The organism is Sulfitobacter guttiformis (genome assembly GCF_003610455.1).
Classification (GTDB): domain Bacteria; phylum Pseudomonadota; class Alphaproteobacteria; order Rhodobacterales; family Rhodobacteraceae; genus Sulfitobacter; species Sulfitobacter guttiformis.
This window is the reverse complement of record NZ_RAQK01000002.1, coordinates 261,187-286,435: the sequence shown is the minus strand read 5'-3', so window position 1 is coordinate 286,435 and position 25,249 is coordinate 261,187. Positions and strand designations below refer to the sequence as shown.

Annotated in this window: 25 protein-coding genes; 11 read left to right on the top strand and 14 right to left on the bottom strand. The window is 56.3% G+C overall.

The window, feature by feature from the left end; translation table 11 throughout:
* The first annotated feature begins 11 nt into the window (after positions 1-11).
* Positions 12-1,277, top strand: a complete 1,266-nt coding sequence (locus C8N30_RS14045) for a glutamate-5-semialdehyde dehydrogenase (RefSeq protein WP_025062163.1) — start codon at positions 12-14, stop codon at positions 1,275-1,277.
* 19 nt (positions 1,278-1,296) lie between these two features.
* Here the strand turns inward: C8N30_RS14045 and C8N30_RS14040 are convergent, their stop codons facing one another.
* On the bottom strand, positions 1,297-1,908 hold the full coding sequence (locus tag C8N30_RS14040; protein WP_025062164.1) for a histidine phosphotransferase family protein: 612 nt from the start codon (positions 1,906-1,908) through the stop codon (positions 1,297-1,299).
* Positions 1,909-1,941: 33 nt separating this feature from the next.
* On the opposite strand from C8N30_RS14040, the gene C8N30_RS14035 reads away from it, so the two are divergent.
* The 3 genes from C8N30_RS14035 (at position 1,942) to olsA (ending at position 3,895) form a co-directional block, all read left to right on the top strand.
* Positions 1,942-2,124, top strand: a complete 183-nt coding sequence (locus C8N30_RS14035) for a DUF3553 domain-containing protein (protein ID WP_025062165.1) — start codon at positions 1,942-1,944, stop codon at positions 2,122-2,124.
* Between the two features lie 146 nt (positions 2,125-2,270).
* Positions 2,271-3,035 carry a l-ornithine N(alpha)-acyltransferase gene (gene olsB / locus C8N30_RS14030; protein ID WP_025062166.1) on the top strand — a complete coding sequence of 255 codons (765 nt, stop codon included), beginning with the start codon at positions 2,271-2,273 and terminating at the stop codon, positions 3,033-3,035.
* Positions 3,032-3,895 (top strand): lyso-ornithine lipid O-acyltransferase, encoded by an 864-nt coding sequence (olsA, locus tag C8N30_RS14025; RefSeq protein WP_025062167.1) that lies wholly within the window; start codon positions 3,032-3,034, stop codon positions 3,893-3,895. Before olsB ends, olsA begins: the two co-directional genes overlap by 4 nt.
* Here the strand turns inward: olsA and C8N30_RS14020 are convergent.
* A complete protein-coding gene (locus C8N30_RS14020; protein WP_025062168.1) occupies positions 3,892-4,467 on the bottom strand; it encodes a PA14 domain-containing protein in 576 nt (191 codons plus the stop codon). The two genes, olsA and C8N30_RS14020, sit on opposite strands and share 4 nt — an antisense overlap.
* Before the next feature lie 246 nt (positions 4,468-4,713).
* Here C8N30_RS14020 and rpsB point away from each other — a divergent pair, with 246 nt between their 5' ends.
* On the top strand, positions 4,714-5,577 hold the full coding sequence (gene rpsB, locus C8N30_RS14015; protein WP_037967874.1) for a 30S ribosomal protein S2: 864 nt from the start codon (positions 4,714-4,716) through the stop codon (positions 5,575-5,577).
* Between the two features lie 101 nt (positions 5,578-5,678).
* Positions 5,679-6,554 (top strand): translation elongation factor Ts, encoded by an 876-nt coding sequence (gene tsf, locus C8N30_RS14010; RefSeq protein WP_025062170.1) that lies wholly within the window; start codon positions 5,679-5,681, stop codon positions 6,552-6,554.
* A gap of 156 nt (positions 6,555-6,710) precedes the next feature.
* Here tsf and aroQ read toward each other — a convergent pair whose 3' ends face one another.
* Positions 6,711-7,151 carry a type II 3-dehydroquinate dehydratase gene (gene aroQ / locus C8N30_RS14005; protein WP_025062171.1) on the bottom strand — a complete coding sequence of 147 codons (441 nt, stop codon included), beginning with the start codon at positions 7,149-7,151 and terminating at the stop codon, positions 6,711-6,713.
* Positions 7,152-7,445: 294 nt separating this feature from the next.
* Here aroQ and C8N30_RS14000 point away from each other — a divergent pair, with 294 nt between their 5' ends.
* Positions 7,446-9,629 carry a dehydrogenase E1 component subunit alpha/beta gene (locus C8N30_RS14000; protein ID WP_025062172.1) on the top strand — a complete coding sequence of 728 codons (2,184 nt, stop codon included), beginning with the start codon at positions 7,446-7,448 and terminating at the stop codon, positions 9,627-9,629.
* A complete protein-coding gene (locus C8N30_RS13995) occupies positions 9,626-10,660 on the top strand; it encodes an ACP S-malonyltransferase (protein ID WP_025062173.1) in 1,035 nt (344 codons plus the stop codon). Before C8N30_RS14000 ends, C8N30_RS13995 begins: the two co-directional genes overlap by 4 nt.
* A 68-nt stretch (positions 10,661-10,728) precedes the next feature.
* Here C8N30_RS13995 and phoB read toward each other — a convergent pair whose 3' ends face one another.
* The 10 genes from phoB to C8N30_RS13945 all read right to left on the bottom strand — a co-directional run bounded on the left by phoB (position 10,729) and on the right by C8N30_RS13945 (position 20,153).
* On the bottom strand, positions 10,729-11,418 hold the full coding sequence (gene phoB / locus C8N30_RS13990) for a phosphate regulon transcriptional regulator PhoB (RefSeq protein WP_025062174.1): 690 nt from the start codon (positions 11,416-11,418) through the stop codon (positions 10,729-10,731).
* A gap of 6 nt (positions 11,419-11,424) precedes the next feature.
* Complete coding sequence (gene phoU / locus C8N30_RS13985; RefSeq protein ID WP_025062175.1) at positions 11,425-12,135, bottom strand: phosphate signaling complex protein PhoU; 711 nt, start codon at positions 12,133-12,135, stop codon at positions 11,425-11,427.
* A 4-nt stretch (positions 12,136-12,139) separates the two neighbouring features.
* Positions 12,140-12,904: a phosphate ABC transporter ATP-binding protein PstB gene (gene pstB / locus C8N30_RS13980; protein ID WP_037967876.1), complete on the bottom strand. Its 765-nt coding sequence runs from the start codon at positions 12,902-12,904 to the stop codon at positions 12,140-12,142.
* Positions 12,905-12,943: 39 nt separating this feature from the next.
* Positions 12,944-14,260 (bottom strand): phosphate ABC transporter permease PstA, encoded by a 1,317-nt coding sequence (gene pstA / locus C8N30_RS13975; RefSeq protein WP_025062177.1) that lies wholly within the window; start codon positions 14,258-14,260, stop codon positions 12,944-12,946.
* Positions 14,257-15,768: a phosphate ABC transporter permease subunit PstC gene (gene pstC / locus C8N30_RS13970; RefSeq protein ID WP_025062178.1), complete on the bottom strand. Its 1,512-nt coding sequence runs from the start codon at positions 15,766-15,768 to the stop codon at positions 14,257-14,259. The genes pstA and pstC overlap by 4 nt, the downstream gene beginning before the upstream one ends.
* 95 nt (positions 15,769-15,863) lie before the next feature.
* Positions 15,864-16,901, bottom strand: a complete 1,038-nt coding sequence (locus tag C8N30_RS13965; protein WP_025062179.1) for a substrate-binding domain-containing protein — start codon at positions 16,899-16,901, stop codon at positions 15,864-15,866.
* 151 nt (positions 16,902-17,052) lie between these two features.
* Positions 17,053-18,096 carry a sensor histidine kinase gene (locus C8N30_RS13960; protein WP_025062180.1) on the bottom strand — a complete coding sequence of 348 codons (1,044 nt, stop codon included), beginning with the start codon at positions 18,094-18,096 and terminating at the stop codon, positions 17,053-17,055.
* Between the two features lie 3 nt (positions 18,097-18,099).
* Positions 18,100-18,621 carry a gamma carbonic anhydrase family protein gene (locus C8N30_RS13955; protein ID WP_025062181.1) on the bottom strand — a complete coding sequence of 174 codons (522 nt, stop codon included), beginning with the start codon at positions 18,619-18,621 and terminating at the stop codon, positions 18,100-18,102.
* Positions 18,618-19,259: a guanylate kinase gene (gmk, locus tag C8N30_RS13950; protein WP_025062182.1), complete on the bottom strand. Its 642-nt coding sequence runs from the start codon at positions 19,257-19,259 to the stop codon at positions 18,618-18,620. Before gmk ends, C8N30_RS13955 begins: the two co-directional genes overlap by 4 nt.
* A 3-nt stretch (positions 19,260-19,262) precedes the next feature.
* Positions 19,263-20,153: a YicC/YloC family endoribonuclease gene (locus C8N30_RS13945; RefSeq protein ID WP_025062183.1), complete on the bottom strand. Its 891-nt coding sequence runs from the start codon at positions 20,151-20,153 to the stop codon at positions 19,263-19,265.
* Between the two features lie 350 nt (positions 20,154-20,503).
* Here C8N30_RS13945 and C8N30_RS13940 point away from each other — a divergent pair, with 350 nt between their 5' ends.
* On the top strand, positions 20,504-21,169 hold the full coding sequence (locus tag C8N30_RS13940) for a PAS domain-containing protein (RefSeq protein ID WP_025062184.1): 666 nt from the start codon (positions 20,504-20,506) through the stop codon (positions 21,167-21,169).
* A 51-nt stretch (positions 21,170-21,220) separates the two neighbouring features.
* Here C8N30_RS13940 and C8N30_RS13935 read toward each other — a convergent pair whose 3' ends face one another.
* The gene (locus tag C8N30_RS13935; protein ID WP_025062185.1) at positions 21,221-22,591 is read right to left on the bottom strand and encodes a class II 3-deoxy-7-phosphoheptulonate synthase; all 1,371 of its coding nucleotides are present in this window, start codon (positions 22,589-22,591) and stop codon (positions 21,221-21,223) included.
* A gap of 180 nt (positions 22,592-22,771) precedes the next feature.
* Here C8N30_RS13935 and C8N30_RS13930 point away from each other — a divergent pair, with 180 nt between their 5' ends.
* Together C8N30_RS13930 and C8N30_RS13925 are read left to right on the top strand one after the other, a co-directional pair.
* Positions 22,772-23,776 (top strand): GlxA family transcriptional regulator, encoded by a 1,005-nt coding sequence (locus C8N30_RS13930; RefSeq protein WP_025062186.1) that lies wholly within the window; start codon positions 22,772-22,774, stop codon positions 23,774-23,776.
* A gap of 275 nt (positions 23,777-24,051) precedes the next feature.
* Positions 24,052-25,245: an ABC transporter substrate-binding protein gene (locus C8N30_RS13925; RefSeq protein WP_025062187.1), complete on the top strand. Its 1,194-nt coding sequence runs from the start codon at positions 24,052-24,054 to the stop codon at positions 25,243-25,245.
* Positions 25,246-25,249 lie beyond the last annotated feature (4 nt).

Sequence of the window (25,249 nt, the reverse complement as noted above, 5' to 3'; positions counted from 1 at the left end):
AGGACAGCGATATGACCGAGACCACCGATATTACCGCGTTGATGAAAGACATCGGCGCCCGTGCAAAGGCTGCTGTGGCCCTGCTCGCGACGGCCACTGCCGAGCGTAAATATGCAGCGCTGATTTCAGCCGCTGAAGCGGTTTGGAGCTGTCGCGCAGCGATACTGGAGGCCAATGCGCAAGACATGGCATATGGTGTGGAGAAAGGTCTGAGCCCTGCGATGCTGGACCGGCTCAAGCTCGATGAGGACCGCGTGCAAAATATCGTAGACGGATTGCGCGCCATCGCAGAGCAGCGTGATCCGGTGGGCGAGATTATGGAAGAATGGGACCAGCCTAGCGGCCTCAATATCAAGCGGGTGCGCACGCCACTTGGCGTGATCGGTGTAATCTACGAGAGCCGCCCGAATGTGACGGCGGACGCGGGCGCGCTTTGCCTCAAGGCGGGTAATGCGGTGATCCTTCGCGGTGGCTCGGAGAGTTTTCACAGCAGCCGCGCGCTGCACCTTTGCTTGCAGCAAGGGCTGCTTGATGCGGGCCTGCCGGAAGATGCGGTGCAGCTTGTTCCCACCCGCGACCGTGCGGCGGTGCAAGCGATGCTTACCATGACTGACACGATCGACGTAATTGTGCCGCGCGGAGGCAAGGGGCTGGTCGGGCTGGTACAACGCGAAGCGCGGGTGCCGGTGTTTGCGCATCTGGAAGGGATCGTACATATCTATATCGACAAGGAAGCCGATCCCGAAAAAGTTCTGCGGGTCGTTCTTAACGCCAAAACGCGGCGTACTGGTGTGTGTGGCTCTGCCGAGTGCCTGCTTATCCACAAAGATGTCGCTAATACCATTGGCAGAGGGGTGATCAGCGCCTTGATCGACGCCGGTGTCGAAGTGCGTGCCGGTGACGCGCTTCAGAATATCCCCGGAGTAATACCAGCGACAGACGCCGATTGGGGGCATGAGTACCTCGACATGATTATCGCAGCTCGGGTCGTCGATGATATAGATGCGGCAATGGACCATATCCGGCGCTATGGCTCTAACCACACCGACTGCATTCTTACCGAAGATGCGACTGCGGCAGCGCGCTTTATGAGCACACTCGACAGCGCAATCGTGATGCACAATGCCTCGACACAATTTGCAGACGGAGGCGAGTTTGGCATGGGTGCTGAGATCGGGATTGCCACAGGCAAGATGCACGCCCGTGGACCCGTGGGCGCGATGCAGCTTACCAGCTTCAAATACTTGGTGACGGGCGATGGAACAGTGCGCGCATAATGGGGCCTGCCGGCCCGTTTTATGTGGATCTTGGGGGGGAGAGCCGGATGGTGAGCATATTTTCTGTTCTTTCCAGATCGGTCGTAAATCCACTTTCAAGTGTCAGAACCGGCAGTAAGCCGAATTGAACATGGGCGGGGCGCACATCGGCGTACTGCGGTGCCCCCTCCAGCAAATCCCAGAGCGCACCTTCAATCTTGAACTTGTCCGCATGCCCTGTCAGGATCACAGAACTGCCGTCATGTGCTACCTCGATGCGACCACCATATGGCATGCCGGTCTCAAGACACATCAGCGCCAGAAACGCCAGCCTGACTTCGCGGCGTTGTAGCCCTGTAGCAAGGGTCCAGTTCACCGTAAGCCGCGTCTCGGCATAGACATCCTTGAGGATCGAAACCACCTCCGGCCTGCCGACAAGCTGCTCGCTGACGGCACCAAAAGCGATGCGAAAAAACCTGATGCGCGCACTGGCATTTGTCACGCTTTCCGAAATCAACGCCATCTCAGGACCGAGCGAGGGCGTGGTCATGCCGATTAACTCTAGCCCGTTGTTGATCGCGCCGATTGGCGATATCAGGTCATGGCAAATACGGCTTCCGATGAGTGCGGCAAAATTGGCATCTAAGCTCAAAACTGGGGCCTCCTGAGACAAAAGGAACAAGGGATGGATGATTTCAATGCGATCCTGACGCCTGGTATGTTGGTGCGGCATCCCGACATGCCAGACTGGGGTGTTGGACAGGTGCAAAGTAACGTGGGCGCCAAGTTGACGGTCAACTTCAGAGACGCGGGTAAGATAGTTATAGATAGCACGCGAGTTGCGCTGCTTCCGGTATTTGATGGTTAACTATTTACGGGTTACTGTTAACAAACATTAAACAAGACAGCTTATTTTCATATGGCAACCTCAGGTTGCGATCGTTATTGCGTGGTTACGTTGCCAATATGCACCGCAGCGCCTAGCTATGGCCCGAGCAAGAAGCGAGGATCGCCGTGACCCGTTCGGACAGGATAGAATTTACAGTTAAGCTCGCCCAAAGCGCTGACGAGCTGATGGCGGCGCAGCGGTTGCGCTATGAAGTGTTTGTGCGCGAGATGGGCGGCGGTGGTTCGATGGTGGACCATAACCGCAAACTCGAACGGGATCGTTTCGATCCCTATTTCGACCACATGATTTTGACCGAGCGGGGCGATGACGCGGTGATCGGAGTGTACAGGTTGTTACGCAGCGACAGAGCTGCCCTGACGAACGGTTTCTATTCGGCAGCAGAGTATGACCTTGCCCCGCTGCTAAAGTCGGGGAAGCGGCTACTTGAGCTGGGGCGCTCGTGCCTGCATCCGGCTTATCGGGGCGGGGCGGCGATGCATGCACTGTGGCGCGGATTGGCTGAATATGTGGCCGAGCACAGGATTGATATTCTGTTTGGCGTGGCCAGCTTTCGCGGAACTGATGTTGCAAGGTTGGCGCCGTCTTTATCGCTGTTGCATCACCGCCACCTTGCGCCCGCAGCACTGCGCGTCCGTGCGCGCGACAAGGCATTTCAGCGCATGGATCTGATTGCGGAAGACATGCTTGACCGGCCCGCGGCCATGGTAGAAGTTCCTAGCCTCATCAAGGCCTATCTGCGCCTTGGCGGATGTGTGGGTGAGGGGGCATATGTGGATAATGTATTCAACACGACTGATGTGTGTCTGATCCTCGACACGGGTCAACTCACGGAGCGACAGAGAGTCATGTATCGCGGGCGCGGAACATGAGCAGCACGCGTTGGAGCAACGGCACGCACCCAGATTATCCTGATATGGGACCGGCGGAGTGGCTGAGGGTGGTCTGTCGCGGCGTTGCGCTTGCGATGCTGGTATTTGGTGGCTTGGCGGCATTGCTGCTCACCCGCCTGATCGAGCGTCCCGCCTGCGGCCAAAACCGGCCGGTCACACCGTATATTACGCAGTTTGTCTGCCGCACGGCTTTTCGTATCTTGGGGATTGGCCTCAAAGTGTCGGGGGTTCCCATGCCGGGGCGCGGCGCGGTGGTAGCCAATCACTCAAGCTGGCTTGATATATTTACGCTCAATGCGGCCAAGCGTATCTATTTCGTGTCAAAGTCCGAGGTTGCCGCATGGCCCGGCATCGGCTGGCTGGCCCGCGCGACAGGCACGGTGTTCATTGAACGTAACCCAAAGCGTGCAAAAGTTCAGACGGAAACGTTCCGCGACCGTTTGCTGGTTGGCCACAAGTTACTGTTTTTCCCCGAAGGGACCAGCACGGATGGCATGCAAGTGCTGCCTTTCAAAACCACGCTGTTCCAGTCGTTTTTCGCGCCCGAACTGGTCGGCCAGATTGCGGTGCAGCCTGTATCTGTCCTCTACACCGCACCGCCTTTGACGGATCCGCGGTTTTATGGCTGGTGGGGGGACATGTCGTTTGGTGCCCACCTGCTCGTCACTCTGGCACCAGCCCGGCAGGGCCATGTGAGCGTCGTGTACCATCCACCATTGCAAGTGGTCGATTTTGCCAACCGCAAGGCACTTGCACAGGCCTGCGAGGACGCGGTCCGCGCAGGCCATAAGGTTTTAATGCTCAAAAGCACTGAAGGCGAGGAACGGCTGGAGGCCTAGTTCACAAATCCGAAAGCCGTGTCTGGCACGGGTGCCATTGCGCCGCCAACATCCCAATCCATCATCAAACAGGCAGAGCCTTTGCGTTGGAAATACGTAGCTTCCAAGGCGTACCAGCCAGCGGAAGGCACTTCGACTTCAGTCTCGCCTGTCGGATCACAGCTGCGCACATCATCAGCAAGAGCCACGACTTGACCGCCAATGGTGGCCTCAAGCCCGTCGTTGCTGAAGAAATTGAGCTGATAGGTTCCCGCAGCGTCAAACAGGATGTACCCTGAAATTGCCGCCGCGAGCTTTTCACTCTGATCCGAAGTCAGGACGTGATCACCCTCGTTCGTGTCCACATAAGATAGGCCCTGCAAGGGGTCGCCCGCCTCCATGCGAGCCAGTTTTGATTTCGCTTCCCCAAGAGAGCGGCCACCAGCACCTTTTGCATAAGAGACCGACAGTCCCTGACTCAACCCTTGTGGCTGTGGATCGGCAGGCGTCAGCATCAAAGGCGCTGCAAGTGCGGATGTGCAAAGTGCGGCAGATAACGTCGCAGCGGCAGCGGTGGATACGAGTAGATTCATTGTAAAATAGTCCTTTTGCGTTTGGATTACCTTCAGTCTGCGCCGAACAGAAAGGGTTGTCCATGAATATGCAGGGCAGGGTGCCCTTTAGCCTTGCGCGGACGTGCAGTCTAAGGTACGCGACCTCTACTTAATCCCGCAGTCGGGGATGGGGTCGTGCGGGGAGACATCCCGCAAGCTCCGCCGGTTGGTGCGCATTCCGCGGATCATACCCCCGATGAGGCTAAACCGGAAAGGTATAACGAAATGGGTCTCCCTGAGTTCTCCATGCGCCAATTGCTCGAAGCAGGCGTACACTTTGGTCACCAGACACAGCGCTGGAACCCGCGTATGGGGCCGTACATCTACGGCGCGCGCAACGGCATTCACATCATGGATCTCACGCAAACTGTTCCGATGTTGGACGATGCGCTGAAAATCATCCGCGATACAGTCGCCAAAGGCGGCAGCATTCTTTTTGTTGGTACAAAGCGTCAGGCAGCACAGCCGATCGCTGATGCCGCAGAGAAATGCGCGCAGTATTACATGAACCACCGCTGGCTTGGTGGCACGCTGACCAACTGGCAGACCGTGTCAAAATCCATCCAGCGTCTCAAGCACATCGACGAGCAGTCCTCCATGGGCTTCGCCGGTCTGACGAAAAAAGAGCGTTTGGGCATGGAACGTGACCAAGCCAAGCTTGAGGCCTCCCTTGGCGGTATCCGCGAAATGGGCGGCCGTCCCGACCTTATCTTTGTCATCGACGTGCGCAAAGAGCAGTTGGCAATTGCGGAAGCTAACAAGCTGGGTATTCCGGTAGTGGCCGTTGTCGACACCAACTGCTCGCCAGATGGTATCGATTACATCATCCCAGGCAACGATGACGCGGCACGCGCCATTGCACTCTATACCGATCTGGCGGCCCGCGCTGCTTTGGATGGTATGTCCGCACAACTTGGCGCTGCTGGCGTTGATCTGGGCGCGATGGAAGAGGCTCCTGTTGAAGAAGCTATCGAGCCAATGCCAATTGGTGGTGCTTCTGCAGAGGCGGCTGCGAATGATGCAATTGCAAAAGACGCTCCACTTGACCTCGAGTCCACGTCCGAGACTGTCGAAAAAGCAAAGTCCTGAGACCGGTGCAGCTTTTCGCTGCGCCTTTCAGGATCTGAATACGGGGCAGGGAGACCTGCCCCGAACTCACATAAAAACCCATAAATAGGAGACCCAGAGCGATGGCAATTACAGCATCCATGGTCAAAGAACTCCGCGACTCGACCGGCGCGGGCATGATGGACGCCAAAAAGGCACTCACCGAGACCGACGGCGATATGGAAGCAGCCGTAGACTGGCTGCGCACCAAAGGCCTTGCAAAAGCGGCCAAGAAATCCGGACGCACTGCCGCTGAGGGCCTTGTGGCTGTCAACGTTGCAGGGGGACGCGGTGTTGCCGTTGAAGTAAACTCCGAGACTGATTTTGTCGGCAAGAACTCCGATTTCCAGAAAATGGTTTCTGGCATTGCCGATGTTGCGATCTCTGTTGCAGATGTTGACGCGCTGAAAGCGGCCGACATGGGCGGCAAGTCCGTCGAGCAAACCGTAACTGACGCTGTTGCCGTTATCGGCGAGAACATGTCGGTACGCCGTATGTCCGCGATTGAGGGTGATGTGGTTGTGTCCTATGTGCACAATGCAGCGGCCCCCGGTATGGGTAATATCGGTGTTCTGGTCGCGATGACCGGCGGTGATGAGGCATTCGGCAAGCAGGTTGCGATGCACATCGCAGCGGTAAACCCAGCATCCTTGTCCGAGGCAGATCTAGACCCGGCAGTTGTCGAGAAAGAAAAGCAGGTCCAGATCGACATCGCGCGCGAATCGGGCAAGCCTGATGCAGTGATCGAGAAAATGATCGTTGGCCGCATGCAGAAGTATATGTCCGAAGTGACATTGCTGAACCAGGCGTTTGTGATCAACCCAGACCTGACCGTGGGTGCCGCCGCAGCAGAAGCAGGTGCCACGATCACAGGCTTTGTGCGTCTCGAAGTGGGCGAAGGCATTGAAGTTGTAAAAGAAGATTTCGCAGCAGAAGTTGCAAAAGTCTCAAAAGGCTAACTTTTAGCCAATTTTTTGCGGAGGGGCGGTGCAGTAATGTGCCGCCCTTTTTGCATCTGCTAGCAAATTCTTGTGCGTTGAGGTTACCGTTCCGGCGCTCGCAGGTTCTTGATGCGCGACTTTCCTGCTTCTCCCGCGATACTGCTTGGGGGTAAATTATTCAGGCAGAAGTCGCGTAGCCAAAGCATCCAGTGCCATCACGTAGCCCTGAGGGCCGAAACCGCAGATCTGGCCGAGTGCAACACGCGACAGATACGAGACATGTCGAAACGTCTCACGGGCATGTATGTTGCTCAGATGCACCTCAACCATCGGCAACTCAACGGAGGCGACGGCATCCATCAATGCAATTGAGGTATGCGTATAAGCGCCCGCGTTGATAACCAACCCACCATGGACACCTCTGGCGGCGTGAATAGCGTCGATCATAGCGCCTTCATGGTTGGATTGGATGAACGCAATCTCAAGCCCGAGTGTATCTGCACGTGCCACGCACAGGGCCTCAACATCTGCCAGAGTGGCTTGGCCATAGACATCCGGCTGGCGTTGACCAAGCAGGTTGAGATTGGGACCGTTAATAACAAGAACCGAGGACATGAGTAATCCGATGCAAGGAGCGTGATAAATACTTGGCAGCCCTTATGCGAGGTGTCCAGTGCTCTCTAGGCAGTTGATGTACAGGATTAACGCGCGCAAAGATTATAAAACTCTGTATTCCTCAGCGCAGCAGCGTTTGGCTACACATCATTATATTACATAATACTGATTATACATATTATGCATTACCAATCGAGGGGTCACAAACTAAGCCCCTGAATGGCAAATGGTCATTGACCTCACCTGACCTGTTATGAAACCTGCACGCAATCATTCACAGCCCCGGAGCCCCAAATGGATCGTGCTGCAATCGTCCACCAGAATTTTTTGCGACGGCTTGCTGCCAATGATCTGCCCGAAGGTCTGGCACCTGATCCGACCATTGCACCCGACAAGTTAATGGAGATGTTTCGCAGTCAAGTTCTGAGCCGACAGCTCGACCGGACCAGCCGCGTCATGCAGGCCAGCGGCAAAGGCTTCTACACGATCGGGTCGTCGGGTCATGAAGGCATGGCAGCGGTTGCCGAGGCCCTGCGGCCCACCGACATGGCGTTTTTGCATTACCGTGATGCCGCGTTCCAAATTCAGCGTGCCGCACAGGTGCCCGGTCAGACGCCGGTGTGGGATATGTTGCTGAGTTTTCGCGCTGCTGCTGCTGACCCAATCTCGGGCGGTCGGCACAAGGTGTTGGGTTCAAAGGCGCTTAATATTCCTCCGCAAACCTCAACAATCGCTAGTCATTTGCCGAAGGCTGTAGGTGCGGCTTACTCAATTGGTCTTGCGCGCCGCACGCCACCGGAGCACGGCCATCTGCCCGCGGACGGCATTGTAATGTGTAGCTTCGGTGATGCCTCATCGAACCATTCCACCGCCCAGGGTGCCATTAACACTGCCTGCTGGACCAGCTTTCAATCTGTGCCGATGCCACTTTTATTTGTGTGTGAGGACAACGGTATAGGCATTTCCGTCCCCACGCCCCGCGGCTGGGTTGCGGCCAATTATGCTAACCGCCCCGGTCTGCGGTATTTCACGTGTGATGGTCTGGATATGGCCCAAACCTTGCGAATATCCCAAGCGGCCGCAGACTATGTAAGACGCACGCGCAAGCCTGCGTTCCTACATATCGCGACTGTGCGGCTTTACGGGCATGCGGGCTCCGATGTGGAGATGACCTATCGCGACAAATCCGCAATTGAGGCATCAGAGGCAAACGATCCGCTCTTGCATTCTGCGCGCATATTGCGCGATGCGAACATTAGCACACCACACCAATCTCTTGAAATATATAATGAAATTGAGAAGACATGTATACGTGTTGCTCAGGAAGTCATGGAGCAGAAAACGCTCACGGATGCGGCAGGTGTGATGGCAAGTATTATCCCGCCTGCCCGCGCCTGCGCTCCCTCCAATGGACCCACGCCAGAAGCCCGTGCACAGGTTTTCGGAAATGATATCAAACAGATGGGAGAGCCGCAGTCGCTTAATCGTTTGTTAGGGTGGGCCCTTACCGATCTGATGCTCGAGCACGGCGAAATTATCGTCGCAGGAGAAGATGTTGGCCGTAAGGGTGGCGTTTACGGGATTACCCAAAAGCTGCAAAATCGTTTTGGACCTGACCGCGTTGTTGACACGCTGTTGGACGAGCAATCTATCCTCGGCCTTGCCATTGGCATGGCACATAACGGATTTGTACCGATCCCTGAAATCCAGTTTCTGGCTTATCTTCACAACGCTGAAGACCAACTTCGCGGTGAAGCAGCCACGTTGAGCTTTTTCTCGGACGGCCAATACACAAACCCAATGGTCCTTCGGATTGCTGGCTTGGGCTATCAAAAGGGGTTTGGTGGACATTTTCACAACGATAATTCATTGGCAGTGCTGCGCGACATTCCCGGGATTGTGATCGCCTGCCCGTCTAATGGTGCCGATGCTGCGATGATGCTTCGTGAAGCAGTGCGTCTGGCGCGTGAAGAACAGCGCGTGGTCGTCTTTGTAGAGCCTATTGCGCTCTATCCGATGCGAGATCTGCATGAAGACGGCGATGGTGCGTGGCTCACCCGTTATCCGGCACCTGACCGCCGGATTGGGCTTGATGAAATCGGCATGGAGGGAACCGGAAGCGATCTGGCTATCATAAGCTATGCAAACGGATTTTTTCTGTCAACAAAGGCTCGCAAGCATCTGGAAGAAAACGGAATAAACACGCGCGTTATCGATATGCGCTGGTTGGCACCACTCCCGGCCGATGCGCTGCTTGAGGCGACGAAAGATTGTAAAAACATCCTTATCGTGGATGAATGTCGTCGCACAGGCAGTCAGTCCGAGGCGCTGATGGCCCTCTTTACCGAAGCAGGCCGCACCCGCGTTGCCCGTATAACAGCCGAAGATAGCTTCATCGCTACAGGACCATCCTATGCCGCCACCCTGCCCTCAGCTGACAGTATCCTCGCGGCTGCCACAGCGCTTGTGATGTCATGACGCGCCCGACTGCAGTTCTTATTTGTCCGGGGCGCGGCACCTATAACAAGGGAGAGCTTGGCTTCCTGACGCACCACCACGCCCGGAACCCTCTCACTGCGCGTTGGGACGATTTGCGTAACAGATCCTCTCAGGAGACGCTGACAGCTCTGGATAGCGCTTCGCGTTTTGAGGCCAACCGCCATACAACGGGCGATAACGCCTCGCCGCTGATCTATGCCTGTAGTGTACTTGACGCAAAGGTCGCATCGCAAAGTCATGATATTGTTGCAGTAACCGGTAATTCTTTGGGCTGGTATATTGCTTTGGCTGCGGGCGGCGGCTGCACGCTGATGGACGGGATGCAGATTGTTAACACAATGGGTACATTGATGCACAATCATGGAACCGGCGGGCAGGTGTTATATCCGGTTGTCGACGACAATTGGCAGCCGATTCAAGATGAGAAAAACCGTGTAAGTAACGCTATTCAAGAGATTAATGAATCTAGAGACTACCGCTTGGAGGTCTCGATAGAGCTGGGCGGTATGATCGTCGTGGCGGGCGATGATGCCGGGCTGACCGCGTTCGAGCGTGCTGTGGTTACAGGCGACCCCCGCAAACCTCTTCGCCTGCCCAATCATGCGGCCTTTCACACTGCACTGATGGAGAACGTCGCAAAAATGGGGCGCGATGCCTTGCCTCAGTCGTTGTTCAAAGACCCCGAAACAGCACTTATCGATGGCCGCGGCGCGATATGGTATCCAAAGTCTACTGATCTGGCGCAGTTGCGCGCTTACACCCTTGGTCACCAGATCACACAAACTTACAATTTCACGGCGGCTGTCCAATCTGCCGCACGCAACTTTGCGCCAGACCGTTTCATTATTACCGGCCCGGGCACAACATTGGGCGGTGCGGTGGCACAAGCACTCATCGCGATCAAATGGCAAGGGTTGGACTCCAAGCAGGCGTTTCAAGATCGTCAGGCGGCCGATCCTGTAATCATCAGTATGGGCCGCGAAGACCAGCGCGCCCTCATATCTGTATAGCCCGCCTCAGAGCCAATTTTATTTTCTCCTACACACCCAAATTGTGTAGGGCCACCGCACGCAGCCGCTTATCCCAAGGAGTAACCCGTGCCGCGCACAGTGCGGATCGGGTCAGCGCCGCTATTGGCTGTAAGCACCTTGCGTAGCCGCGCAATATGAACATCCACCGTACGCGTATCGACGTAGATATCCCGTCCCCAGACCAGATCGAGCAGTTGATCGCGGCTAAACACACGCCCCGGTTTTTCCATGAATGTTACCAGAAGTCGGTATTCGGTCGGTCCGAGTTTCACTTCCTGACCACCGCGTAGTACGCGGTGCGTCTCGGAGTTGAGAGAGATATCTTCGAAGTCCAATACTGTACCCGATGCTGCGGGTCGCGCACGGCGCATCTGGGTGCGCACACGCGCCATCAGTTCCCGCAGGTTATATGGTTTGACCACATAGTCATCAGCGCCCGTATCAAGGCCGCGCACGGCGTCCACCTCCTCCGAACGGGCGCTGAGCATTATCACTGGTATATCGCGGGTTTCTGTGCGTGTTTTAATGCGGCGGCAGACCTCGATCCCTGATAACAGCGGCATCATCCAATCCAGAATAATGAGGTCCGGGGCCGCCTCATCGATGAGCATCATCGCTTCTTCGCCGTCGCATGCCTGCCGCACGACATATCCTTCTGCCTCGAGGTTATAGGCAAGCACTTCGCGTTGCGCAGGTTCGTCCTCGACCAGCAGGACCTGCATTTGATCCATAGACATATACGTTTAATCCGGCTTTTTTACGGATGTCTTATCCGCTTTTGTGCGCGCGTCATCCGGACGCGCCCCTGTTACCAGATAAACCACTTGCTCTGCCATCGAAGTACAATGATCGCCCATCCGCTCGACGTTTTTCGCGATGAAATGCATGTGCATGCAGGCGGTGATGTTACGTGGGTCTTCCATCATAAATGTGAGGAACTCACGGAACAGCGCATTGTACATCTGGTCCAGCTCTTCATCACGGGCAATAACGTCCAACGCCAGCTCCGCATCGCGCCGGATATAGGCATCAAGAGAGTCTTTGAGCATTTCCTCGGCAAGCCGCGCCATCCGGCGGATCGCTGCGGTACCATCGCCTACGGGTGGCATTTGCGACAGGACACCTGTGCGTTTGGCCATATTCTTGGCATAGTCGCCGATCCGCTCGAGGTTGCCAGAGATCTTCATCACGCTGAGGATCATTCTCAGATCGATCGCTGTGGGCGCCCGCAGAGCAATGACGCGAGCAGCGTTCTCGTTGATCTCTGCCTCCAGCTTGTCGATTACCTTATCAGCGGCACGGACTTGCGCTGCCAAAGGTTCGTCGCGGGTCTCGAGGCTTTTTGCGGCCTGCCGGATCGCATCCTCGACCAGCCCGCCCATTTTCATGATCTGCGCCTGAACCTTTTCGAGGTCGCGATCAAACGCGGAGGCGATGTGGTTTTGCTCTTCCATGATCTTAACCGATCCTTCCGGTGATATAGCTCTCTGTGCGTGGGTCTTCGGGGGTGGTAAAAATCTTGTCCGTATCGCCGAACTCGACCAGATTGCCGAGGTGGAAAAACGCGGTGCGCTGGCTCACGCGGGCGGCCTGCTGCATCGAGTGGGTGACGATCACGACCGAGTAGTTCTGGCGAAGCTCATCGATTAATTCCTCCACTTGTGCGGTGGCGATAGGATCAAGGGCTGAGCATGGCTCGTCCATCAGGAGCACCTCTGGCTCGGTGGCGATGGCGCGCGCAATGCATAGACGCTGTTGCTGACCGCCTGACAGACCCGTGCCTGGCGATTGCAGGCGGTCCTTGACCTCGTTCCAGATCGCACCGCGGCGCAGCGCTTTTTCCACAATCTCGTCCAGCTCTGCCTTGTTCCGGGCAAGGCCGTGAATACGCGGCCCGTATGCGACATTGTCATAGATCGATTTAGGGAACGGGTTGGGCTTTTGGAAGACCATGCCGACCTTCGCGCGCAACTGTACCGGATCAACGGCGGGATCATATATGTCCTCGCCCTCGATCAGGATCGTACCCTGAACGCGGCAGATATCGATAGTATCGTTCATCCGATTGATGCACCGCAGAAATGTGGACTTGCCACAGCCCGATGGACCGATAAACGCGGTCACCATCTTGTCCTCGATCTCGACGTTGACATCTTTGATGGCGTGGTTGTCACCGTAATAGACTTGGACGTTTTTGGCGGAAATTTTTGATTTGTTGGCCACTGAAGCCTCCGGTGTTTGAGTATTGTCTCGCATGTTTTTTTACCAGCGCCGCTCAAATCGGCGACGGAGCATTACAGCAATGAAGTTCATCGTGATCAGGAACACCAGCAGGATGATGATACCGCCCCATGCCCTCTCGTAGAAAGCAGGATCCGCCCGTTTTGCCCATTCATAGATCTGTGCAGGCATCGCCGAGTTAGGGTTCATCAACCCTTCGGTTATCGTTTCTGGTCCGTTGGAGGCGATAAACCCGACCATACCGATCAACAGCAGGGGGGCCGTTTCACCCAAGGCCTGTGCCAGTCCGATAATGGTGCCCGTCAGAATTCCCGGCGCGGCAAGGGGCAGCACATGATGAAACACTGACTGCATTTTCGAGGCCCCTACTCCGAGTGCCGCGTCGCGGATCGAGGGAGGCACGGATTTGAGAGAAGCGCGGGTAGAGATGATGATCGTCGGCAGGGTCATTAGCGTCAGGACCAGACCACCAACCAAAGGGGCGGAGTTGGGCATGTGCATGTAATTGATGAACACCGCGAGACCCAGAATACCGAACACGATCGACGGCACCGCCGCGAGGTTTGAGATGTTGACCTCGATGATGTCGGTGATCCAGTTTTTCGGTGCGAATTCCTCAAGGTAGATCGAAGCGGCGACCCCGATAGGAAGCGCCAGCGCCAGCACGACCAGCATCATCATTAGCGATCCAACCATGGACACTCCCATACCCGCAGCTTCGGGACGGGCATCAGAACTGTCTGCCCCGGTGATAAAGGCAATGTTGAATTTCTTTTCGAGAACGCCCGCATCGCGTAGTTGGTCCACAAGATCGAGCTGCTCGGCGCTGATGTTTTTATCGTTGACGATGCTAGCGCGGGTTACGCGGTCCTTGAGGTAACCGTCAACACGCCCAGAGGCAAGAAAGTCGAATGAAACGGTCTGGCCGATCAGGTCGGGATCTGCGAGCACCGCGTCACGTATCCGCGCCTCAGCGCCTTTTGACAAAATGTCCGACATGTCCTTCGGGGCAAGATCGGATTGGATATCACTGGTCTCGATCAGTGTCTCGAAGGCGTCTAGCAGCAAAGGCTTGTAGCCGAAGGTCGAGACCTTTTTGATCTCCTCGATGTTACGGTTGCCGTTTTTATCAAGCTTTGCCGCATCAAGCGTCACATCGAGGCTCAGGTAGGTTTGCTGGAATGCGCCGGTTCCGCGACTGATGATTGTGCTCAGCAATACCGCGAGCATCAGCATGCCGATCCCGATCGCGGTCAGGCCATACGCTTTGAACCGTTTCTCGGCGCGGTTGCGTTTGACGGTGCGCGCATCTTTCTTGAGAAGAGAAGACTGGGTCATTCGTATTGCTCCCGATATTTACGCACGATGTAGAGGGCGATCACGTTCAATCCGAGTGTCAGAACAAACAGCGTGAGGCCAAGGGCGAAAGCCACCAGCGTTTCGGGGCTGGCAAAATCGGTATCACCGGTAAGCTGGCTCACGATGCGGGTGGTAATTGTGGTCATTGCCTCGAATGGGTTGCCGGAGAAACGGGCAATAGCCCCTGCCCCGAGCACAACGATCATCGTCTCGCCGATGGCGCGGCTGGCGGCCAGCAGGATTGCGCCGACAATGCCGGGCAATGCAGCGGGTAGGACAACATTGCGGATCGTCTCGGAGGGTGTGGCGCCCAACCCGTAAGAGCCATCGCGCAAGCTTTGCGGGACCGCATTGATGATATCGTCGCTCAGCGAGGATACAAACGGGATCAGCATGATGCCCATAACCAGCCCTGCCGTAATCACCGCAGTAGCACCGGACATCAACGGATCGCCGTCGCGCAGCCCCTCCATGCTCAAGACACCGCCTGCTCCGAAAACATCCACCAAAAAAGGCCCGACAGTGAGAAGCGCAAACAGGCCGTAGACGATCGTTGGAATACCGGCGAGGATCTCAAGAAGGGGTTTGGCAACAGCGCGCAGTTTCGGACCTGCATATTCGCTCAGATAAATAGCTGCAAACAGGCCGACGGGCACTGCCACAAGAAGTGCAATGAAGGAAATATACAAGGTCCCCCACAACAGCGGAAGGATCGACAAGTCACTGTTGCCGCGGAAATTCGGCGCCCATGATCCACCCAGAAAGAAGTCCTGCCACGGGTGTTGAGAAAAAAAATTGATAGATTCGAACACCATAGACAGCACAATCCCAACGGTTGTCAGGATCGCGAGCGACGCCGCAGTGATCAGCAGCGCCAGTATTCCCCGCTCGACCACATTGCGCGCGCGAAATGCCGGATCAGCGGCGCGGACCGCCAGAAACAATCCAGCCACGGCCAGCACGATCACAACAGCAGCGCGGATCAAATCCCAGCGGGCATCGAGAGTGCGTGCACTCACCGCAGCGGCAAGGACATAAGGCTCGACCTCCGATCCGAGGGCTACGCCGACACCGGCCAATGTTGTGCGCAAGGAGGACGGGTCATCGCGCAAAGCCGCAATGCTGTCGGCATCAAGAACACCGGCAGCCACCGCCGCGTTCAGCCCCTCTGCCACGCGGTTTACATCACTGAGAACCAAGGATTGTGTGCCAGACGTTTGAATGGATTCCGCAGGCAGCATCGGTAAGACGGCATTCTGGATCAACATCGGTTGCGCCAGAAGCCAGATTACCAGCACCCCAAGGGCGGGCACTGCGGCAAACATCGCCGCTGTCATGCCATAGTAATTGGGAAGGGAGTGTAGTTTGCGAGCGTCACCGCCTGCGCGGGCCATCGCGCGGCCCCGCGCCACAACATACCCCACGGCCGCAATGGCCAGAACAACAAGGGCTAGTGTCAGGGGAGCGCCGAGAAAGGAAAGGGGCATAATATCTCCGCCGGATGGCATTATGGGGTCGTATGGGCAAAACAAGGGGCTGCTTTGGAAAGCAGCCCCTTATGATATATCATGTCATGCAGTGATCAGGAACCGCTTGCAATGGTTGTCTCGTCGGCGACGATTGCCTGCGTTTCGGAAAGTGCCGGATCAGACACGAGACCGTATTCAGCCAGCGGGCCATCCGGTCCGGCGATCTCGTCTGCGACGAAGAATTCAGCGAATTCCTTGAGGCCAGGGATCACACCGATGTGGGCCTTTTTGATGTAAAAGAACAAGGGGCGCGAGACGGGGTATTCACCGGTCGAAATGCTCTCGGTGGATGGGACGATACCCGACATTGTCGCGACTTGAAGTTTGTCTGTGTTGTTCTCGTAGAAGGCCAGACCGAATACACCGATGCCGTCCTTATTGCTCTCGATACGGGCCAGCGTTTCTGTATAATCACCGTCGATGTCGACCGACTTACCGTCAGTGCGGATCGCCATGCATTTGCCTTCGGCTGTGTCTTCGTCAACGCCCGAGTCAAGCATTGCCTGCAAAAATCCGCCCTCTTCACAGCCTGCAAGGATTACTTTTTCCTCAAACACCTCGCGCGTACCGTGCTTGGTGCCAGGGATATAGGTCACGATGGGCTGCGCGGGGAACGCCGGGTTCACTTCGTCCCATGTATTGAGGGGGTTCGGCACCAATGCGCCATCAACAAAATGCTCGGCCGCCAGTGCTTTGTACCAGTCTTCAGGGGTGAATTCGAACGCATTGCCGTTGATGTCGGAGGCGAAGACGATCCCGTCGTAGCCTACGCGAACCTCGATGATGTCGGTCACGCCGTTGGCCGCACAAGCCGCGATTTCTTTTTCGCGGATCTGGCGGGACGCGTTTGCAATGTCGATCGTATTTTCGCCAACGCCATCACAAAAACGCTTGAGACCAGCAGAGGAGCCGCCTGATTCAACAACGGGTGTCGGGAAGTCAAAGTTTTCGCCAAACGCTTCGGCAACAATTGCCGCATAGGGCAGTACAGTGGAGGATCCTGCAACCTGCACGTTATCGCGGGCAGCAGCGGCGGTTGCGGATACGGCCGCAATGGCCAGCACGGAAGTCGAGAGTTTTACGAAAGACATTGATGTCTCCTGTCAGCAGAAAATATGTAACCACCCTCATGGTGATTTGAGCCGAGCAATAGGCCGCCGGTGCTATGCTTTTGTGACAGTTTCATTACAGTTTTATGACAGCAGGTTTTAACGCGCAGATTATTTTCCAAAATGCGGTCTGTCACACCTGTTCGAGCGGTAATTCCACTGTAACTACAGTGCCCTGCCCGATTTCGGATGCGAATTTCATGCGGCCCCGGTGCCGGTTGAGAATGTGTTTCACAATCGCCAGCCCCAGCCCGGTACCACCTAAGGCGCGGTTGCGGTGGTCGTCTGCGCGGTAGAATCGCTCCGTGAGACGCGGCAAATGGCGCGCAGCGATGCCCGCACCTTCGTCGCGCACCGTAATCACAACACCCGCCGCCCGCAGGGTCCGCACCTGCGCAGGCTCACTCACGCTGATATAAACGCGCTTATCTCTGCCGCCATATTTGATCGCATTTTCAATCAGATTGGTGAGCACCTGCGTTAACTGGTCCATATCCCCGGTCAACATAACTGGTGCATCAGGCAGGTCTGGTACAAGTACCACATTGGCCTCTGATGCGATCGGATTGAGATTTCGAAGGGTGGCGTTCAGTGCATCAAGCACATTTATACGTGTGTCAGGGCGCACCCGCTCGCCGTCCTCGACACGGCTGAGCGAGAGCAGGTCCCCGACAAGGCGGTTCATCCGCTCCGTCTCGGTGGTCATGATTTCCAGAAATCGCTCACGGGCATTTGCATCGTCGCGCGCGGGTCCGCGCAGGGTTTCGATAAATCCCATCAGCGCCGTAAGGGGGGTACGCAATTCGTGACTGACGTTGGCTACGAAATCACGGCGCATCTGGCCCGCTGCATTAATATGGGTGATATCCTGAAAGGTAAGCAATGCCGTGCCGTTGCCGCCCATGGCGCTAGCGTCCACCGTATAGGTTACGTCGTTGCCACCTTCGCGGGTCAGGTATTCCGCGCTGGTACGATTTGCTCCTGCAAGACAGGCCTCGACTGCCTCTACCACGGCTGGCTGGCGTAGCACTGTGATGAAATGACGGCCCTTGGCGGGCATGCCCAACAGGTTTTGCGCAGCGGTATTGAGTGCGATGATCTGCTCGTTATGCGAAATGGCAAGGGCGGGCATTGGCAATGCCGCGACCACTTCCTCCACCATCAGCGGTGCGCCCATGCCCTAGATTTCCCGCAGGTCGGACCGGAAGCGTGCGGCATTTTGCTGATAGTGCTCGGCACTGCGGGTCAGTCCGGCGATTGCCGCCTCGTCAAGGGTCCGCACCACTTTTCCCGGCGCTCCCATCACAAGGCTGCCATCGGGGATGACCTTGTTCTCGGTGATCAGCGCCCCTGCCCCAATAAGGCAATTCTTGCCGATCTTGGCACCATTCAGCACCGTAGCACCCATTCCAATCAGCGAGTTATCCCCGATTGTACAGCCGTGCAGCATGACCTTGTGACCAATCGTGCAGTTCTCGCCGATGGTGAGCGGGCAGCCCGGATCGGTGTGGAATACGCTGTTTTCCTGCACGTTCGACCCTGCGCCGATGCTGATCACCTCGTTGTCGCCACGAATGGTGCAACCGAACCAGACGGAGGTCCGCTCTGCCAGACGCACATTGCCGACGATATTGGCATCGGGCGCAATCCATGCGCTCGGGTCGATTTGTGGAGACTTTTCACCAAGGGCATAGATAGTCATTTCAGTTCCTCGAACTCGGTTTGCAAACGACGTACATGGTCCGACAGGCGGGGCTGTTGTGCAACCCGCATCCGTTCCGCCTTGATAATCGTTTTGAGCTTTTCTTCGGTCTCTTCAAGGGAATCGTTCACGAGCACGTAATCATATCCGTCCCAATGGCTGATCTCGTCCCAGCTTTTGCGCATCCGTTTTGCGATTGTCTCGGTCGTATCCTGCCCGCGCGAGATAAGCCTGCGGTGCAGTTCGGGGATCGAGGGCGGCAGGATAAAAATCGACAAGGTATACGGACCAAGCGCGGAGGTGCGTATTTGCTGCGCGCCCTGCCAGTCGATGTCGAACAGCACATCGCGCCCTGCACCAATCGCGGCCTCGACGGGTGATTTGGGCGACCCGTAGTTGTTGCCGAAAACATGGGCGTGCTCGAGCATTTCACCCTGTGAGACTGCTTTGCGGAAATCAGCCTCTGACACAAAGAAATAGTCCCTCTTATCGACCTCTCCTTCCCGCGGGTCGCGTGTGGTGGCCGAGACAGAAAATTTCAGGGAGGGATCCCAGGCCATCAGCTGCTTGGCCAGCGTGGATTTCCCCGCACCCGAAGGCGAGGACAGGATGATCAAAAGGCCGCGGCGGTCGGTCATAAGTTACTCCACATTCTGCACTTGCTCGCGCAACTGGTCGATCACTGCTTTAAGCGCAAGGCCCACCTGCGTCAGATCGCTGTTTTGGGACTTGGCGCACAGGGTGTTGGCCTCACGGTTGAATTCCTGCATCAGAAAATCGAGCTTGCGCCCTACCGGGCCGGCACTGTCCATCAGTGTCTGTGCTGCGGTGACATGGGCGCGCAATCGGTCGATTTCTTCGGTGATGTCGCTCTTTACCGCGATCAAGGCCAGTTCTGCCGCGATGCGGTCAGGGTCGATCCCGTCGGTGTTGTCCAAAACACGCGCAAGGTTTCGTTTGAGGGTTTGGACATTCTGGCTGTCGCGCGCTGTCGCAAGGGCGCCTGCTTTTTCTGTGAGATCGCTGATTTGCGCCAGCTGGTCACGCAATACCTGTCCGAGTGCCGCGCCTTCGGCGCTGCGCATCGTGTTGAAATCTTCAAGGACATCACCAAACTGCGCCAAGAGCGCCTCTGCCAGCGCCGTATTGTCATCCTCGACCGCTGCCTGTTCCAGTACACCGCGCATGGTCACGATATCAGTGGCCTTGGAGGGCGCTAACGAGACACCGGCGTCCATTGCGGCCATCTCGATCCGCGCCAATGCCTCTAGGACTGTCGCGAGCTGTGCGTCATTTACGGCCAACCCGCCACCGCCCTCTTCGCGCACAACCCGCAGGCCCAACGTGACATTTCCGCGTGCGATACAGGCTGTTGCAGCCTTGCGCAGCCCCGCCTCGAGTCCAGGTATCCAATCAGGCACCCGTATTCGCAGATCCAACCCCTTGCCGTTGACCGCCCGCATCTCCCAGCTCCAGCTGTGGGGAGGGAGCGCGCCTGATTTTGTGGCAAAGCCCGTCATTGATCTGATCATGCCTGCGCGTCCTTCCAAAATCCTGTGGTCTTCGGCATAGGGTTTTTACCCCATGTACTGCAAGCCCCCCACCCCGATAAACGGCACCTAGCGTTAACCATACGGCACACGCGGCCATTAACCTATATGACCGAAAAATGACCAAGATGCGGCTCACTCTAGTATAGGAATGACAGCGGACAAAGCTGTGCACAGAAGTGCATCAAAGGTAAAATCAGCCTGAATGAGGCAAAACGATGGAAAAATCGCCCGCGACGCCGCAAATTTATTATTAACGCCCGATGAATACGCAGCCAGCAGGACAGCTTTCATGGACAAATCGAGCAAAATCCAAGAGAATAAAAGTAACCATGGCACATTACCAACCTCACAGCGGCTACGCCCCCTTATCCATCATCGAAGCCTATTGGCATGCGCTGCGCGGACCGCGGGAAGTGCCCAAACGGTCCGAGATTGACCCCCGTGGGATAGAGAGCGCACTGGAGTTTGCCTTCATTCTCGAGCGAGTGGCCCCGGGCGTAGCGCGCCTGCGTATCGCGGGCAGCCATTTGCACGATTTGATGGGGATGGAAGCACGCGGCATGCCGTTGACATCTTTTTTCACCCAAGATGCCCGCCTTAGGGTAGCGGAGCTTTTGGAGGAAGTATTCCAGACGCCAGCAAGCGCCGAAGTCCTGATGAGCGCCACAGCACAGGGTACGCAGCTCCCGCTCGAAGCGCGCATGATTCTGCTTCCGCTCAAGAGCGATCTGGGCGATGTCAGCCGGATTTTAGGATGTATCGTCAGTCAGGGCGAAATCGGCAACGCTCCGCGCCGTTTCGATCTGCGCAATATCGATGTGCGGCGCTTGGACGTCCCTAAACCCAGCGAAGGCAGAGCCGAGAAGCAACCCGCAGGATTTGCAGAACCTAAACACCGTTTCACCCCCCAGCCAAAAGTGGCGAAGGCGCAACATAATGAGTTATCCGCGACAAAGCGGCCCCCCTATCTGCGTTTGGTCAAAACCGACGAATAAGCTGGATCAGGCGGCGCAGGCAACGCCGCCCGATTTCTTCTGCGCCCTGCTTTAGACCGCTTCGAGGGCCGATGCATTATCACGGCGCGCCGACAGCTCTTCAGCGACGAGAAAGGCCAGCTCGAGAGACTGGCTCGCGTTGAGGCGCGGATCGCATGCGGTGTGGTAGCGGTCCGACAAATCCTCATCTGATACATCGCGAACGCCACCTGTGCATTCGGTCACGTCTTGTCCGGTCATTTCGAAATGCACACCACCGGGCACTGTGCCCTCCGCCCCGTGCACTGCAAAGAACTCACGCACTTCACGCAGAACACTCTCGAAGGGGCGCGTTTTGTAGCCAGAGGATGATTTGATCGTGTTGCCGTGCATCGGATCACAGGTCCAGACAACATTTGCACCCTCTTCGCGCACAGCGTTGATGAGGCGCGGCAGATGATCGCCCACAGCACCGGCACCAAAGCGCGCAATAAGCGTCAAACGCCCTTCCTCGTTTAGAGGGTTCAGCTTTTTCATCAGCTTTTTGAGGTCGTCTGCCTGCATAGTTGGCCCGCATTTGAGGCCGATGGGGTTCTGGACCCCGGACGCAAATTCCACATGGGCACCATCAGGTTGGCGCGTGCGGTCGCCGATCCAGATCATGTGACCCGAGCCCGCAAGCCATTTGCCTGTCTCTGCCTCCTGACGGCACAGTGCCTCTTCGTACTCCAAAAGCAGCGACTCATGGCTGGTGTAGAATTCGACCGATTGCAATGTGTGCGAGTTTTCCGGCGAAACACCGGCAGCAGCCATGAAGTCAAGCGTATCTGAGATCCGCGCCGCAAGATCGCGGTATTTGGCGGCCTCCTCACCGTCGGTGAAGCGGTTGGTCCAACCATGTACCTTGCGCACATCAGCGTAACCGCCAGTGGAGAAAGCACGCAGGAGGTTTAATGTTGCCGCCGACTGGGTATAGGCGCGCATCATTTTTTGCGGGTTCGGGGTGCGCGATTCAGGTGTAAATGCCAGATCGTTGATAATATCGCCACGGTAGCTGGGCAGTTCGACACCGCCTACAGTTTCCATATTGGCCGAGCGCGGCTTTGCGAACTGGCCCGCCATGCGGCCCACTTTGATCACCGGCACTTTGGCGCCAAATGTCAGCACCACAGCCATTTGCAGCATCACCTTGAAAGTGTCGCGGATCATATCCGATGAGAATTGCTCGAAGCTTTCGGCGCAATCACCACCCTGGAGCAAGAATGCCTCGCCTCGCCCCGCGGCGGCCAGATGCTTGCGCAGGCGCCGTGCTTCGCCGGCAAACACCAGCAGCGGATAACGTGACAGCTGCTCTTCCACAGCCTTAAGGGCGGCCTGATCTGGATAATCGGGCATTTGGATCCGTGGCGCAGCGCGCCAGCTTGATTTGCTCCAGGTCGTCATAGTTATGTGCTCCGGTCCTTGGCGGGCGCGCTGGAATTGCGCAAACGCGATGTCAGGACGCACATATACAAAACCAATCGTTCAGTTGCCATAACCCATTTCGACGCTTGACCTCACAGACTTCCTGTTGCCTAGTGCACCACTGGATTTTTTAACCTGTAGACTCTGGAAATTGCCGCGATGGCCCAAGCCCCCCACGCAATACGCATTCCCCAAAATCCGGAAAAGCCGCGCCGCTTTGTGTTTGTGCTGCTGGATAATTTCAGCTTGCTCTGCTTTTCCACAGCGATTGAAAGCTTGCGCATCGCCAACCGGATGGCTGGTCGCAAGCTTTATGACTGGGCCCTGATTGGAGAAGGCGGCGTATCGGCCGCCTGCTCTGCCGGCACGATATTCCAGTTGGACCATGATCTGGAAGATATGAGCCGCGAGGACACTATTCTGGTCTGTTCCGGCATTGATGTGCAAAAAGCGACCACCAAAAAAGTTCTTTCATGGCTGCGCCGCGAAGCGCGCAAGGGCATGATCATCGGCGGTTTGTGCACTGCCGCCTATTGTCTGGCCAAGGCCGGACTGCTCGACGGTAAGCGTGCGACGATACACTGGGAAAACCAAGACAGTTTTTCCGAAGAGTTCGAAGAAGTTAACCTGACGAAATCGGTTTTTGTGGTTGATCACAACCGGATGACAACGGCGGGTGGTACCTCTTCCATTGATCTGATGCTCAAGATTATCGCCGATGATCACGGCGAAGATCTGGCCAATGCAGTCGCTGACCAGCTCATCTATAGCTCTATCCGCACCGATCAGGATACACAGCGGCTGTCCGTCCCGACCCGTATCGGCGTGCGTCACCCGAAACTTTCGGCAGTGATCCAGATTATGGAGGGAAATATCGAAGAGCCGATCAGCCCCTCCATTCTGGCACAGGATGTAGGCATGAGCACGCGGCAGCTGGAGCGGTTATTCCGTCGGTATCTCAACCGTTCGCCCAAGCGGTATTATATGGAGTTGCGCCTGCAAAAAGCGCGCAACCTGCTGATGCAGACGGATATGAGCGTGATCAACGTAGCGCTGGCCTGCGGCTTTGCATCGCCCTCTCATTTCTCCAAATGCTACCGTGCGCATTACGACAATACCCCATACCGTGAGCGCGGCAGCCACGCTGCGCGATTGTCGATCTAAAGGCAGCACTTAGGGGTATGGTGTTTGCGCGCTATTGCTGCGCAAAGAATCCATCTTGGGTCCTTGTCGATGGTATATTTATACGAAGACTGGCTTTCTGGTATGACTTGATCCAGGTAATTGACGATATGAAGAGCAATGAGGCGTAAATTGACCATTTTGGCCCGCATAATGGATTAAATTAGGGCCGAAACACTCAAAATTCCCGCTTCTCTTTTGCACAAAGCGCGCATAGGCTCTCGTGCGAACGACATGTTCCAACAAGGGAGATCCACATGAAAAAGATGCTTATGGCCACAACGGCTGCAGCACTCGTAGCCACAGGCGCATTCGCCGACGGCCACTCTAAAGAAGTTAAAATTGGTATTCACTTCGGCTTTACCGGCCCGATTGAATCGCTGACAGGTCACATGGCCGATGGTGCCGAACTGGCCATCAAAGAAGTGTCGGACAGCGGCATGCTGCTTGATGGTATGACGGCTGTTGGCATGCGTGTCGATTCCGGTTGTATCGACAATGGTCTTGCGGTTTCCAACGGCGAGCGTTTGATCGCTGATGGCGTTGCGGGCATCGTTGGCTCCGACTGTTCCGGTGTTACAGGTGCGGTATTGCAGAACGTCGCCATTCCAAACGGCATGGTCATGATTTCACCTTCCGCCACCTCCCCTGGTCTGACCACCATGGAAGACAACGGCCTGTTCTTCCGCACATCCCCATCCGATGCGCGTGAAGGCGAAGTTATGGCAGAGATCCTGAATGAGCGTGGCGTAAAGTCCATCGCGCTGACCTATACCAATAACGACTACGGCAAAGGTCTGGCGGACGCGATTGAATCTTCGTTCAAGGCGATCGGTGGCGAAGTGACCATCGTTGCAGCGCATGAGGACGGCAAAGCGGATTACTCTGCTGAAGTTGGCGCATTGGCATCTGCAGGTGGTGATATCCTTGTGGTTGCAGGCTACCTTGACCAAGGTGGTGCGGGCATCATCAAAGCTGCACTCGATGCTGGCGCATGGGAGCAGTTCGGCCTGCCCGGCGGTATGATCGGTGAAGCACTGCCGGCAAACATCGGCCCCGATCTGAACGGCTCTTACGGCCAGATCGCAGGCTCGGAAGGTCCAGGCATCGAGGCATTTACAAAGATGTCCGAAGAAGCAGGGTTCCTCGGCGCGTCACCCTATACACCAGAAAGCTATGATGCGGCTGCGCTCCTGTTGCTTGCCATGCAGGCGGCAGGATCGGTTGATCCAGCAGTTTACAAAGAGAAAATTCTCGATGTTGCAAACGCACCTGGCGAGAAAATCTATCCTGGCGAACTGGCAAAAGCTCTTGAGCTGATCAAAGCCGGAACAGATATCGACTATGTCGGTGCCTCGGCTGTGGAACTGATCGGACCGGGTGAATCTGCGGGCACCTACCGGATGATCGAAGTGCAAGACGGCGTGAACGCCACTGTCGGCTTTAAGTAAACTT

What these genes read in the sequence shown, in the direction of transcription:
- C8N30_RS14045 (WP_025062163.1), top strand. Translation starts at nt 12, where the DNA reads ATGACCGAGACCACCGATATTACCGCGTTGATGAAAGACATCGGCGCC.
- C8N30_RS14035 (WP_025062165.1), top strand. Translation starts at nt 1,942, where the DNA reads ATGGATGATTTCAATGCGATCCTGACGCCTGGTATGTTGGTGCGGCAT.
- olsA (WP_025062167.1), top strand. Translation starts at nt 3,032, where the DNA reads ATGAGCAGCACGCGTTGGAGCAACGGCACGCACCCAGATTATCCTGAT.
- C8N30_RS14020 (WP_025062168.1), bottom strand. Translation starts at nt 4,467, where the DNA reads ATGAATCTACTCGTATCCACCGCTGCCGCTGCGACGTTATCTGCCGCA.
- rpsB (WP_037967874.1), top strand. Translation starts at nt 4,714, where the DNA reads ATGGGTCTCCCTGAGTTCTCCATGCGCCAATTGCTCGAAGCAGGCGTA.
- tsf (WP_025062170.1), top strand. Translation starts at nt 5,679, where the DNA reads ATGGCAATTACAGCATCCATGGTCAAAGAACTCCGCGACTCGACCGGC.
- aroQ (WP_025062171.1), bottom strand. Translation starts at nt 7,151, where the DNA reads ATGTCCTCGGTTCTTGTTATTAACGGTCCCAATCTCAACCTGCTTGGT.
- C8N30_RS14000 (WP_025062172.1), top strand. Translation starts at nt 7,446, where the DNA reads ATGGATCGTGCTGCAATCGTCCACCAGAATTTTTTGCGACGGCTTGCT.
- C8N30_RS13995 (WP_025062173.1), top strand. Translation starts at nt 9,626, where the DNA reads ATGACGCGCCCGACTGCAGTTCTTATTTGTCCGGGGCGCGGCACCTAT.
- phoB (WP_025062174.1), bottom strand. Translation starts at nt 11,418, where the DNA reads ATGTCTATGGATCAAATGCAGGTCCTGCTGGTCGAGGACGAACCTGCG.
- phoU (WP_025062175.1), bottom strand. Translation starts at nt 12,135, where the DNA reads ATGGAAGAGCAAAACCACATCGCCTCCGCGTTTGATCGCGACCTCGAA.
- pstA (WP_025062177.1), bottom strand. Translation starts at nt 14,260, where the DNA reads ATGACCCAGTCTTCTCTTCTCAAGAAAGATGCGCGCACCGTCAAACGC.
- pstC (WP_025062178.1), bottom strand. Translation starts at nt 15,768, where the DNA reads ATGCCCCTTTCCTTTCTCGGCGCTCCCCTGACACTAGCCCTTGTTGTT.
- C8N30_RS13965 (WP_025062179.1), bottom strand. Translation starts at nt 16,901, where the DNA reads ATGTCTTTCGTAAAACTCTCGACTTCCGTGCTGGCCATTGCGGCCGTA.
- C8N30_RS13960 (WP_025062180.1), bottom strand. Translation starts at nt 18,096, where the DNA reads ATGGGCGCACCGCTGATGGTGGAGGAAGTGGTCGCGGCATTGCCAATG.
- C8N30_RS13955 (WP_025062181.1), bottom strand. Translation starts at nt 18,621, where the DNA reads ATGACTATCTATGCCCTTGGTGAAAAGTCTCCACAAATCGACCCGAGC.
- gmk (WP_025062182.1), bottom strand. Translation starts at nt 19,259, where the DNA reads ATGACCGACCGCCGCGGCCTTTTGATCATCCTGTCCTCGCCTTCGGGT.
- C8N30_RS13945 (WP_025062183.1), bottom strand. Translation starts at nt 20,153, where the DNA reads ATGATCAGATCAATGACGGGCTTTGCCACAAAATCAGGCGCGCTCCCT.
- C8N30_RS13940 (WP_025062184.1), top strand. Translation starts at nt 20,504, where the DNA reads ATGGCACATTACCAACCTCACAGCGGCTACGCCCCCTTATCCATCATC.
- C8N30_RS13935 (WP_025062185.1), bottom strand. Translation starts at nt 22,591, where the DNA reads ATGACGACCTGGAGCAAATCAAGCTGGCGCGCTGCGCCACGGATCCAA.
- C8N30_RS13930 (WP_025062186.1), top strand. Translation starts at nt 22,772, where the DNA reads ATGGCCCAAGCCCCCCACGCAATACGCATTCCCCAAAATCCGGAAAAG.
- C8N30_RS13925 (WP_025062187.1), top strand. Translation starts at nt 24,052, where the DNA reads ATGAAAAAGATGCTTATGGCCACAACGGCTGCAGCACTCGTAGCCACA.